The organism is Micromonospora sp. TSRI0369 (assembly GCF_001905625.1).
Lineage (GTDB): Bacteria > Actinomycetota > Actinomycetes > Mycobacteriales > Micromonosporaceae > Micromonospora > Micromonospora echinospora_A.
The window spans coordinates 41,393-54,587 of record NZ_LIVU01000003.1 but is presented as its reverse complement, the minus strand read 5'-3'; the positions used below and the strand labels follow the sequence as shown (position 1 = coordinate 54,587).

1 protein-coding gene (only partly in view) is annotated in these 13,195 nt (G+C 75.9%); it reads right to left on the bottom strand.

The window, feature by feature from the left end; genetic code table 11:
- Positions 1–151: 151 nt before the first annotated feature.
- On the bottom strand, positions 152–13,195 hold the 3' end of the coding sequence (locus AMK25_RS09505) for a type I polyketide synthase (RefSeq protein WP_073828599.1). The gene runs 16,797 nt beyond the window's last position; only the last 13,044 of its 29,841 coding nucleotides appear in the window; its start codon lies beyond the right edge, outside the window — the gene reads right to left on this strand; its stop codon occupies positions 152–154.

The following is a 13,195-nucleotide window of genomic DNA, read 5'->3' as shown; positions in this document are numbered from 1 at the left end:
GGGTGCCCCTAGGTGGCGGGGGCGCAGGCTGGGCCGACCCGCCCCGCGAGCGGTGTGGCGCACCGCCCTCGCGGGGTGCGGCCGGGCGGGTGCGCGGACCCGCCCGGCCCAGCGTGTCACGACCGTCGACAACGGTCGTATGACACCATTCCTAGATCCCCGGCAAATTGCCGCCGGGGCCACCCAGCTCGCGGTGGATGAAATCGAAGATCTCGGCATCGGTGGCGTCGTCGAGGGTGTGCGTGGCCGATTTCTCCTCGACGGGACCACGGTCGTCGCCCCACCGGGCGACGAACGCCTGCAGCTGCACCAGCAGCTTCTGCCGGGTCAGCCGGTCCGGCGCGTCGGCCGCGAAGACACCGTCGAGCCGTTCCAGCTCGGCGAGCAGCGGGGCCGCCGCGGCGGCGCCGTCCTCCGCGAGCCGGTCGCGCAGGTGCCGGGCGAGGCCCGCCGGCGTGGGGTAGTCGAACACCACGGCGGCGGGCAGTTGGACGCCGGTGGCGGCGCGGAGCCGGTTGCGCAGCTCCACGGCCGTCATCGAGTCGAACCCGACCTCGCGGAACGCCCGGTCGGGCTCCAGCCCCGCGTCCCCGCCGTGGCCGAGCACGGTCGCCGCCAGGCCGCCCACGAGGTCGACGAGGACGCCTTCGCGTTCGGCGGGGCTCAGCGGCCGCAGCCGCTCCCGCAGCGCGGTCGCCGCCTCGTCGTCCGCCGGCCGGCGCTCGTCGTCGGCGGGCATCGCCGCGCCCGCCTCCGGGACCCCCGTCAGCAGCGGGCACGGCCGCATCGACGCGAACGTCGGCACGAACCGGTCCCAGCGCACGTCGGCGACGATCAGCCCCGCCTCCGCCCGCAGCGCCTGACCGAACGCCTCGAGGGCCAGCTCCGGGGGCAGCCCCGGCAGGCCCCGCCGACGCAGCTGCGCCTGCTCGGGCGACTCGGGGTCGTCGCTCCACGGGCCCCACGCCACGGCGGTGGCCGCCAGTCCCCCGTGCCGCCGGTTGGCCGCGAGCGCGTGCAGCAGCGCATCGCCGGCGGACTGGCCGGCCCGGCCGCCCGCGCCCCACACCCCCGTGGTCGAGGTGCACAGCACGAACGCGTCGAGCGGGCGGTGTGCCAGCTCGTCGGCGTACCTGGGGACGTCGCCGACGGTGGCGGCCAGGTCGGCGGCCAGGCCGGCGAGGGTCAGCTCGGCGAGCGGCACCGAGCCGGTCTCGGCCGGGACGTGCACGAGCGCGGTCACCGACCGTTCCTCGGCGGCGAGCTGCTCCATCAGGTCGCCGAGCTTGCCCGTGGCCGGCTCGGCCAGCGGGAGCACCTCGGCGCCGTGGCGTCCCAGCCAGTCGGTGGTGTGCCGGGCGAGGGCGCCGGTTCCGCCGGTGAGCAGGACGGTTCCGTTCGGCCGGTAGCCGTCGCCCGCCGCCGGCAGCCCGGTGTCGCGGACCAGCCGCCGGGTGTGCACGCCGGCCTCCCGGACGGCGAGCTGGTCCTCACCGTCGACGTTGACCAGCGCCCCGACCAGGGCCGCGTACGCCGCCTCGGCCGGGCCCGCCGGCAGGTCGACGACTCCGCCGACGTGCCGGGGGTGCTCCAGCGCGGCGACGAGGCCGAGGCCCCACGTGGTGGCCTGCACCGGGTGCGCGACCGCTTCCCCGTCGACGGCGACGGCGCCGGTGGTGGCCAGCCACAGCGGTACGGCCGGGCCGGAGCGGCCGGTGTGCGCCTGCACCAGCAGCAGGTTCGCCGCCAGGCCGGTCGGCAGTGCGGTCTGCTCCGGGTGCGGCGCCTCGTCCAACGCCAGCAGGGACAGCAGCGCCGTCGGCTGGTGCGCGGCGGCGAGCCGGTCGAGGTCGGCGGCCAGACCGTCGCGGGTGACGGTGGCCGGGTCGACGGTCAGCAGGTGCACCGCCGCGGCGCCGGCCGTGAGGGTGGCGAGCACCCGGTCGGTGACCTGGTGCGGCGGGGCCACCACCAGCCACGTGCCCGGGTCGGCGCCGGTCAGCGCCCGGCGTTCCCAGGTGACCCGGTACCGCCAGCCGGCCAGGGTGCCGTCGAGCTGCTGGCGACGCCGCCACGACTCCAGTTCCGGCAGCAGCTCGCGCATCGGCTGGTCCGGGTCGAGGCCGAGGCGGCCCAGGTCGCCGTCGGTGACGGCCCGCCAGAACGCGTCGTCGACCGGGTCGGCGGCCGGTGCCGGCAACGTGTCGAGGGTCGGCCAGTAGCGCTGCGGCCGGAACGCGTACGTCGGCAGCTCGGGCAGCAGGCGGGGATCCGGGCGGGGCCCGGCCAGCGCGGCGAGCACCGCCGCCCAGTCGACGTCCCGCCCGGTGCCGTCCACGACGGCCAGCGCGGCGAGCAGGGCGGCCGGCTCGTCGGCGCCGGCGCGCAGCGCCGCCACGGCAGTGCCGTCCTCGTCGCCGGGCAGCAGGCCGGCGGCCATCGCCGTCAGCACCGCCTGCGGTCCGAGCTCCAGGAAGGTGTCCACGCCCGCGTCGCGCAGCGCGGCGATCCCGTCGGCGTACCGGACGGCCTCGCGGACGTGGCGCACCCAGTAGTCGGGCGTACGGATCTCGTCGGGCTCGGCGAGCCGCCCGGTCAGGTTCGACACGATCGGCAGCAGCGGCGCGGCGAACGCCAGCCCGTCGAGGACGGCCCGGAACTCGGCCAGCATCGGCTCCATCAGCGGGCTGTGGAACGCGTGGCTGACCCGCAGCCGGCGGGTACGCACCCCGCGTTCCCGCCAGAGCCGCTCCAGCCCGTCGAGGGAGTCGACGGCCCCGGCGAGCACCACGGCGGTGGGGCCGTTGACGGCGGCGACGCCGACCCGGTCACCCAGCCCGGCCAGGGACTCGACGACGGCCGCCTCGTCGGCGGCGACGGCGAGCATTCCGCCCCCGGCGGGCAGGGCCTGCATGAGCCTTCCCCGGGCGGCCACCAGCGTGGCGGCGTCGGCGAGGGACAGCACGCCGGCGACGTGCGCGGCGGTGATCTCGCCGATGGAGTGGCCGGCGACGTGCCCGGGCACCACCCCGAACGACTCGACCAGCCGGAACAGGGCCACCTCCAGCGCGAACAGCCCCGCCTGGGTGAAGACCGTCTCGTCGAGCAGCGCCGCCTCGGCGCTGCCTTCCGCCGCGAACAGCACCGGCTTCAGCGGCTGCGGCAGCTGGTGGTCCAGGGCCGCGCAGACCTCGTCGAGGGCCGCCGCGAAGACGGGGAACGTGTCGTACAACTGGCGGCCGGCGCCGGGGCGCTGGGCGCCCTGGCCGGAGAACTGGACGGCGAGGCCGCCGGCGCGTCGCCGGGCGGTGACCACCGCCGGGTGCTCCTCCCCGGCGGCCAGGGCGCGCAGCGCGGCCAGCCGGGTCTCCCGGTCGGCGGCGATCACGGTGGCCCGCCGGCCGAGGTGGGCGCGGCCGTCGGCGAGCGCCCAGGCGACCAGGCCGGCCGGGTCGTCGTCGATCGCGATGCGGTCAGCCAGCCTCCCGGCCTGCTCGCGCAGGGCGGGCAGATCGCCGGCGGAGACCGGCCACGGCAGGGCCACGGCGCGGTGGTCGCGTCGCGCTTCGCCGTGCCCCGCGGTCACTTCGAACGCGGTGTCGGCGGCGGCCGGCTCCGGGGCCTCCTCGATGATCACGTGGGCGTTGGTGCCGCTGATGCCGAACGAGGAGACGCCGGCCCGGCGGGGTCCGTCCGTGGCGGCCCACGGTCGTGCTTCGGTGAGCAGCGCCAGCGTGCCGGAGGACCAGTCGACGTGCGGGGTCGGCGCGTCGACGTGCAGGGTCTTCGGCAGCACCTCGTGTTGCAGGGCCAGCACCATCTTCATCAGGCTCGCCGCGCCCGCCGCGGCCTGGGTGTGGCCGATGTTCGACTTCACCGACCCGAGCCACAGCGGCCGCTCGGCGGTTCGGTCCCTGCCGTACGTGGCCAGCAGCGCCTGGGCCTCGATCGGGTCGCCGAGGGTGGTGCCGGTGCCGTGTGCCTCGACGACGTCCACGTCTGCGGGGGTAAGGCCGGCGTTGTCCAGCGCGTGCCGGATGACCCGCTGCTGGGCGGGCCCGTTCGGGGCGGTGAGGCCGTTGCTCGCGCCGTCGGAGTTGACGGCGCTGCCCCGTACGACGGCGAGGATCCGGTTGCCGTCGCGCTGGGCGTCGGAGAGCCGCTGGAGCAGCAGGACGCCGACGCCCTCGCCCCAGCCCGTGCCGTCGGCGGCCTCGGCGAACGCCTTGACCCGCCCGTCGGCCGCGAGACCGCGCTGCCGGGAGAACTCCAGGAACGCGCCCGGGGTCGACATCACCGTCACGCCGCCGGCGAGGGCGAGGTCGCACTCGCCGCTGCGCAGCGCCTGCGCGGCCAGGTGCAGCGCCACCAGCGACGACGAGCAGGCCGTGTCGACGGTGACCGCCGGGCCGTGCAGCCCGAACGAGTACGCCAGGCGGCCCGAGACCACCGACGCGCCGTTGCCGGTCGCCTGGTAGCCCTCCACCTGCGAGCGGGCGCCCAGCAGCAGCGTGGCGTAGTCCTGCCCGTTGGTGCCCATGAAGACGCCGGTGGCGGAGCCGCGTACCCGGTGCGGGTCGATGCCGGCGCGTTCGAAGACCTCCCAGGTGGTGTGCAGCAGCAGCCGCTGCTGCGGGTCCATGGCGAGGGCCTCGCGCGGGTTGATCCCGAAGAACGCGGCGTCGAAGCCGACGACGTCGTGGAGGAAGCCGCCGCTGCGGGTGTAGCTGGTGCCGACCCGCTCCGGGTCGCTGTCGAACAGGCCGTCGAGGTCCCAGCCCCGGTCGGTCGGCATCGGCGTGACCGCGTCCACCCCCTCGGCCAGCAGGCGCCACAGCTCCTGCGGCGACGACACGCCGCCCGGGAAGCGGCAGGCCATGGAGACGATCGCGATCGGCTCGTCGGCCGCCGGCCGGGCAGAGGCCACGCCGCCGGTGACCGGGCCGCCGTCCGCGCCGATGACGATTTCGGTACGCAGGAAGCGGGCCAGTTCCGCCGCCGACGGGTGGTCGAAGACCACTGTCGACGGCAGGGTCAGGCCGGTGACCCGGCCCAGCCGGTCCCGCAGTTGCACGGCGGCGAGGGAGTCGAAGCCCAGCTCCCGGAACGCCCGGCCGGCGGGCACCTGGTCGGTGGTGGGGTGGCCGAGCACGGCCGCCGCCTCCGCGCGGACGAGGTCGACCAGCAGCGCCTCCTGGCCGGTCGCCGGCAGCGTGGCGAGCCGGTTGCGCAGCCCGTCGGTGGCGGCGGCGCTCTCCGGCCGCTGCGGCTCCTCGGCGACGGCGGGGGCGACCCGGTCGAAGAGGTGGCTCGGCCGTGCGGCGGTGAACGCCGTGACGAACCGGGACCAGTCGACGTCCACGATCACCGGGGCCGCCTCGGGGGCGTTCACCCAGCGGCCGAGCGCCGCGACGGCGGCGTCGGGCGCGAGCGGGCTGAACCCGCGGCGGCGCAGGCCGTCGGCGGTCTCCCCGGCGGCCATGCCGTCCTCCGCCCACGGGCCGTACGCCAGCGCGGTGGCGGGCAGGCCCTTCGCCCGGCGGGCTGCGACGAGGGTGTCGAGCAGGGCGTTGCCGGCCGCGTAGCCGGACTGCCCGCCGCCGCCCCAGACACCGGCGACCGAGGAGAAGACCACGAACGCGTCGAGGTCGCGACCCCGGCAGGCGGCGTCGAGGTGCAGGGCGCCGAGCACCTTGCCGGCCAGGGTCTCCGAAAGCTCACCGTCGGTCACCTCGTACGCCGGGGTGGTGCCGCCGGACGCCCCGGCGGTGTGCACGACGGCGGTCAGCTCCGGCAGCCCGGAGACCAGAGCCTCGACGGCGGCCCGGTCGGTGACGTCGCACCCCACCACCCGCACCGCACCCAACTCGGCCACCAACTCCGCCACACCCGGCACCCCCGGACCCCGCCGTGAAGCCAGCACCACCTCACCGGCCCCGTTCGCCAGCAACCAGCGCGCCACATGCCGACCCAACGCACCCGTACCACCAGTCACCAGCACCGTCCCGGCAGGCCGCCAACCCACACCCACCGGCGGCACGGCCGGCACCAGCCGCCGGCCGAAGATGCCGCTGCGCCGGACGGCCACCTGGTCCAGGGTGCCGTCAGCGAGGACCGCGACGAGCCCAGCGCGGGCGCCGCGGTCGGCGCGGGCGGGCAGGTCGACCAGGCCGCCCCAGCGGTCCGGCTGTTCGAGGGCGACGACCCGGCCCAGGCCCCAGGCCAGGGCCGCCCAGACGTCGTCGACCCGTTCGCCGGCCGTGACGGGCATCGCGGTCCGGCTGAGCGCCCACACCCGTCCGGCCAGGCCGGTGTCGGTGAGCGCCCGGACGAGGGTGAGCAGGGCGGCCGTGCCAGCGGGCAACTCCGGCGTGTGCGCCGGGGGCCGGTCCTGGCGGGGCAGGACGCAGAGCACCCCGGCCCAGCCGTCCCCGCTGATCCGGCGCAGCCGCTCGCCCAGGTCGGCGCGGTCGAGGGTGGACGACACGGTGAGCGTGTCCACCCGGGCGCCGGCCTGGGTGAGGGTCTTCGCCACGCCCGCGTCGGCGCCGCTGTCGACGGTGACGATCAGCCAACGCCCGGACAGCCTGGTCTTCGGGTTCGGCCGGACCGGCTCCCACCCGATCCGGTACGACCACCCGTCCAGCGCGGTGTCCCGGGACCGGTGACGACGCCAGCGCGAGAGGACCGGCAGGGCCGGGCCGAGCGTGTCCAGGGCGTCGGGGTCGTCGCCGAGTTCGGCGGCGAGGGCGGCCAGGTCGCCACGCTCGACGGCGGTCCAGAACTCGACGTCGCCGCCGTCCGGGGCGGCCCGCTTCTCGGCCGTGCCCTCGGGCCAGTAGCGCTGGTGCTGGAAGGCGTACGTGGGCAGGTCGACGCGGCGCGCGCCGGTGTCGGCGAACCACTGCGTCCAGGTCACCGGCACGCCGTGCACGTGCAGCTCCGCCAGGGCGTGCAGCAGCGCCTGCGCCTCCGCCCGGTCCCGACGCTGCACCGCGACCGCCAGCACGGCGTCGTCGGCGGGCAGCACGTCGGCAGCCATCGCCGTCAGCACGCTCTGCGGCCCGACCTCCAGGAACGTGTCCACACCCGCCTCGCGCAGGGCGGTAATCCCGTCCGCGTAGCGCACGGCCTCCCGCACATGCCGCACCCAGTAGTCAGCCGTACGGATCTCGTCGCCGGCCAGGGCCCCGGTCACGTTCGACACGACCGGCAACAACGGCGCAGCAAAGGTGAGACCGTCCAGGACCGCCCGGAACTCGGCCAGCATCGGCTCCATCAACGGACTGTGGAACGCGTGGCTCACCGTCAACCGGCGCGTGCGCACGCCCCGATCCCGCCAGACCCGCTCCACCTCGTCCAGCGCCTCGACCGCACCCGACACCACCACTGCGGTGGGTCCGTTGACCGCGGCGATGCCCGCCCGGTCGGCGAGCCCGGCGATCGACTCGACCACCGCGGCCTCGTCGGCGGCCACGGCCAGCATGCCGCCGCCCGTGGGCAGCGCCTGCATCAACCGGCCCCGCGCGGCCACGAGGACGCACGCGTCGGCCAGGGACAACACGCCCGCGACATGCGCGGCGGTCACCTCGCCGATCGAATGCCCAGCGAGCATGTCGGGCACGACCCCGAACGACTCCACCAGCCGGAACAGCGCCACCTCGACCGCGAACAACCCGGCCTGCGTGAACACCGTCTGATCCAGCAGCCCCGCCTCGGCCGAACCCGCCGACGCGAACAGCACCTCCCGCAGCGGGCGCGGCAACAGCGGGTCGAGGTGCGCACACACCTCGTCCAGCGCGGCGGCGAACACCGGGAACTCCGCCGACAACTCCCGGCCCATGCCGGCGCGCTGCGCGCCCTGACCGGAGAAGAGCAGCGCGAGCTGGCCGCGTACGGCGGTGGAGCCGGTCACGACGGCCCCGGAGGGCTCGCCCGCGTCGAGGGCCCGCAGCGCGGCGAGCAGGTCGTCCCGGTCGGCCACCACGGCGACGGCGCGCTGCTCCAGCGCGGGTCGGGTGGTGACGGAGGACCAGGCCACGTCCAGCGGACGCGGGGCCTCCTCGGCGGCGAGCCAGCGCGCCCAGCGGCCCGCCTGGCCGGCCAGGGCCGCGTCGGAGCGCGCGGAGAGCAGCACCGGTACGACCGGCGGCACGTCGCAGGCGACGATCTCGCCCTCGATCGTCTCGGCGGGCGGCTGCTCGATGATCACGTGCGCGTTCGTGCCGGAGATCCCGAACGACGACACCGCCGCCCGACGCGGCCGGTCCACGGCCGGCCACGGGGTGGGCTCGGTCGCGAGGGCCACCGCCCCGGCCGTCCAGTCGATGTGTGGGGACGGCTCGTCCACGTGCAGGGTCGGCGGGACGACGCCGTGGCGCATCGCCATGACCATCTTGATCACACCGGCGACACCGGCCGCGGCCTGCGTGTGCCCGATGTTCGACTTCACCGACCCCAACAACAGCGGCCGATCCTGCGGACGCTCCTGCCCGTACGTCGCCAGCAGGGCCTGCGCCTCGATCGGGTCACCGAGGGTGGTGCCGGTGCCGTGCGCCTCCACGGCGTCCACGTCGGCGGTGGTGAGCCGCGCGTTCGCGAGGGCCTGCCGGATCACCCGCTGCTGCGACGGGCCGTTCGGGGCGGTCAGTCCGTTGGACGCGCCGTCGGAGTTGACGGCGGTGCCGCGCACCACGGCGTAGATCTTGCGGCCCTCGCGCTGGGCGTCGGAGAGGCGCTGCACGAGCAGCACGCCGACGCCCTCGGACCAGCCGGTGCCGTCGGCCGAGGCGGCGAACGACTTGCAGCGGCCGTCGGCCGACAGGCCCCGCTGCCGGGAGAACTCGATGAACGTGCCCGGCGTGGCCATCACCGTCACGCCACCGGTCAGCGCCAGATCGCACTCACCGGAACGCAACGCCTGCGCGGCGAGATGCAGCGCCACCAGCGACGACGAGCACGCCGTGTCGACAGTGACCGCCGGGCCCTCCAGCCCGAAGGTGTAGGCGACCCGACCGGACAGCACGCTGCCGGAGGTGCCGGTCCCGACGTAGCCCTCCACCTCGGTCGGCAGGTCCATGAGCCGGGAGGCGTAGTCGTGGTACATGACGCCGGCGAAGACACCCGTCCTGCTGCCCCGCAACCGCTGCGGGTCCAGCCCGGCCGACTCGAACGACTCCCACGAGGCCTCCAGCAGCAGCCGCTGCTGCGGGTCCATAGCCAGGGCCTCGCGCGGCGAGATCCCGAAGAAGCCCGGGTCGAACTCGCCGGCGCCGTACAGGAAACCGCCGTGGCGCGTGTACGACGTACCGCTGCGGTTCGGGTCCGGGTCGAAGAGCGACTCCAGGTCCCAGCCGCGGTCCGCCGGGAAATCGGAGATCCCGTCGCCGCCGCCGGCCAGCAGTTCCCACAGTTCGTCGGGGGATTCCACCCCGCCCGGGTAGCGGCAGGCCATGCCCACGATCGCGATCGGCTCGTCGGTGCCGACGACCGTGCCGGCGACCGGGCCGGCGGTCGACTGACGCACTCCGGCCAACTCCGACCACAGGTGCTCGGCGAGCACGGCCGGGGTCGGGTAGTCGAACACCAGCGTCGAGGCCAGCCGCAGCCCGGTGGCCGCGTTCAACCGGTTACGCAGGTCCACCGCCGTCAGCGAGTCGAAGCCCAACTCCCGGAACGCCCGGTCCGCCGGCACCGACTCCGCACCACCGTGGCCCAACACCTGCGCAACGAGGCCCCGTACCAGCACGTCGACCTGGGCGCGGCCCTCGTCCTCGGTGAGCCCGGCGAGGCGGTCGGCCCAGCCGCCACCGCCCTGCCCCGCCTGGCGGCGGGTGCCGGTCACGCCGATCAGGGTGCGCAGCACGGCCGGCACGGGGCCGCCGGAGGTCGCCGCCCGCAGCGCGGGCACGTCGATCACGGCCGGTACGAGGGCCGCCCGGTCGGCGCCCAGGGCGGCGTCGAACAGCTCCAGCCCGGTCTCGGCGCTCATCGGCGTCAGACCAGCCCGCGCGGAACGCGCCCGATCCGCCTCCTCGATCGAGGCGGCCATGCCGGCGGTGTCCCACATGCCCCACGCGAGACTGACGGCCGGCAGACCCAACTGCCGCCGGTGGACCGCAAGCCCGTCGAGGAAGGCGTTGCCCGCCGCGTACGCCGACTGACCGGGCGAGCCGAGCACACCCGCCACCGACGAGAACACCACGAACAGATCCAGATCCAGACCCGCCGTCGCCTCGTGCAGGAACCAACCCGCCGACACCTTCGGCGCCAACACCCCGGCCAGCCGCTCCGCCGTCAGCCCCTCCACGACACCGTCGTCCAGGACGCCGGCGGTGTGCACGACACCCGCCAGCCGACCCTCGGCGGTGACCTCGGCAACCAAAGCGCCGACCTGGTCCCGGTCGGTCACGTCACAGGCGGCGATCCGCACGGACGCGCCCAGCGCGGACAGCCGCTCCGACAGCTCGCCCGCACCGGCGGCCTCCGGACCGCGCCGCGACACGAGCACCAGCGACCGCACGCCGTGCACCGACACCAGGTGCTCCGCGACCAGCGCCCCGAGCGCACCCGTACCGCCGGTCACCAGCACCGCGCCGTCACCCAGGCTGGGCGTCTGCGCGGCCGTGATGCCGGCCCGGACCAGGCGCGGCGAGTACACCGCGCCCTCGCGGACGGCGAGCTGGCCGCCGGTCGCGGCCGGCTCCCGCAGGACGCCGTCCAGCAGGGCCACCAGCGCGGCATCCGGGTCGTCGTCGACGTCCGCGAGGACGATGCGGCCCGGGTGCTCCGACTGCGCCGAACGCAGCAGACCCCACACCGCCGCACCGGCCAGGTCGGTCACCCGGTCGTCGTCGCCGATCGACACCGCGCCCCGGGTCACCACCACGAGCCGCGAGTCCGCCAGGGCGTCCGCCGCGAGCCAGGACCGCACCGTCGCCAGCACGTCCGAGGTCACCGCCCGGACCGACTCCGGCGTCTGCGCCGCAGACCCGAGCGCGGGGAACACCGGCAGCAGCAGCGTCCGGGGGACGGACTCCTCCCCCGCGACCGTCGCCACGTCGGCGTACGTGGGCATTCCTACCGGTGCCGGCAGCTCCAGGCCGCCGGTCACCAGCGCCCATCCGGAAAGCTCCCCGGCGGGCGCGGCCTCCACGGCCGGCCACCGCAGCTCGAACAGCGACCGCGAGGCCACGCCCGGCGCGGCCACGCCGGTCAGCTCCCGCAGGACGAGGGAGTCCATCGACACGACCGGCGCGCCCACCTCGTCGTACGCGGCCAGCCGCAGCCCGGAGCCGTCGCGGGTCAGGCGTACCCGCAGCGCCCCCGCTCCCGAGGCGTGCACCTGCACGCCCTCGAACGCGAACGGCACCCGTGGCCCGCCCGACTCCTCGCCGCCCAGCAGCAGCCCGATCGGGTGCAGGGCGGCGTCCAGCAGCGCCGGGTGCACGCCGAACCCGGCGCTCTCCGTGGCGGCGGCCTCCGGCAGGGCCACCTCGGCGAACAGTTCGTCGCGGCCGACCCAGGCGCGCTGGAGTCCCTGGAAGACCGGCCCGTACGCCAGGCCGTGCTCCGCCAGCGTCGCGTACCACCCCGCGAGGTCCACCTCCGACGTCGGGGCGGGGGGCCAGGTGATCGTGTCGGGCTCGTCGGCGGTGGACGCCTCCAGCACACCCTCCGCGTGCCGGGTCCAGCCCGCCTCGGGGTCGTCGTCGGGGCGGGAGTAGACGGCGACGGGACGCTGCGGCGACTCCGACGTGGACACCCGCACCTGAATGCGTACGCCGCCGGATTCGGGGAGCACCAGCGGGGCGGCCATGGTCAGCTCCCGCAGCCGGGAGAGGCCCACCTCGTCGCCGGCCCGTACGGCCAGCTCGACCAGGGCGGTGCCGGGTACGAGCGTCAGCCCGGAGACCGTGTGGTCGGCCAGCCACGGGTGCGTGGCCAGGGAGAGCCGGCCCGTCAGCACCATCTCGTCGTCGCCGGCCAGGTCCACCGTCGCGCCGAGCAGCGGGTGCCCGGTGCGGCCGAGCCCGGCCCCGAATACGTCGCCCGTACGCGCCCGGCCGGCGGTGGGCCAGTAGCGCTGGTGCTGGAAGGCGTACGTGGGCAGGTCGACGCGGCGCGCGCCGGTGTCGGCGAACCACTGCGTCCAGGTCACCGGCACGCCGTGTACGTGCAACTCGGCCAGGGCGTGCAGCAGCGCGTGCGCCTCCGGACGGTCCCGGCGCTGCACCGCGACGGCCAGCACGGCGTCGTCGTCGGGCAGCACGTCGGCGGTCATCGCGGTCAGGACGCTCTGCGGCCCGACCTCCAGGAACGTGTCGATACCGGCGGTCCTCAGGGCGGTGATCCCGTCGGCGAAGCGCACGGCGTCGCGGACGTGCCGCACCCAGTACTCCGGGGTGCGGATCTCGTCGCCGGCCAGGGCCCCGGTCACGTTCGACACGACCGGCAGCAGCGGCGTGGCAAAGGTGAGGCCGTGCAGGACCGCCCGGAACTCGTCGAGCATCGGCTCCATCAGCGGGCTGTGGAACGCGTGGCTCACCGTCAGGCGGCGCGTGCGCACGCCCCGATCGCGCCAGTGCCGCTCCACCTCGTCGAGGGCCTCGACGGCACCGGACACCACCACTGCGGTGGGTCCGTTGACCGCGGCGATGCCCGCCCGGTCGGCGAGCCCGGCGATCGACTCGACCACCGCAGCCTCGTCGGCGGCCACGGCCAGCATGCCGCCGCCCGTGGGCAGCGCCTGCATCAACCGGCCCCGCGCGGCCACGAGGACGCACGCGTCGGCCAGGGACAACACGCCCGCGACATGCGCCGCCGTGACCTCGCCGATCGAATGCCCAGCGAGCATGTCGGGCACGACCCCGAACGACTCCACCAGCCGGAACAGCGCCACCTCGACCGCGAACAACCCGGCCTGCGTGAACACCGTCTGATCCAGCAGCCCCGCCTCGGCCGAACCCGCCGACGCGAACAGCACCTCCCGCAGCGGGCGCGGCAACAGCGGGTCGAGGTGCGCACACACCTCGTCCAGCGCGGCGGCGAACACCGGGAACCCGGCCGACAACTCCCGGCCCATGCCGGCGCGCTGCGCGCCCTGACCGGAGAAGAGCAGCGCGAGCTGGCCGCGCTGGCCGGTGGCGCCGGAGACGACCGTACCGGTGGGGTCGCCGTCGGCGAGGGCGGTCAA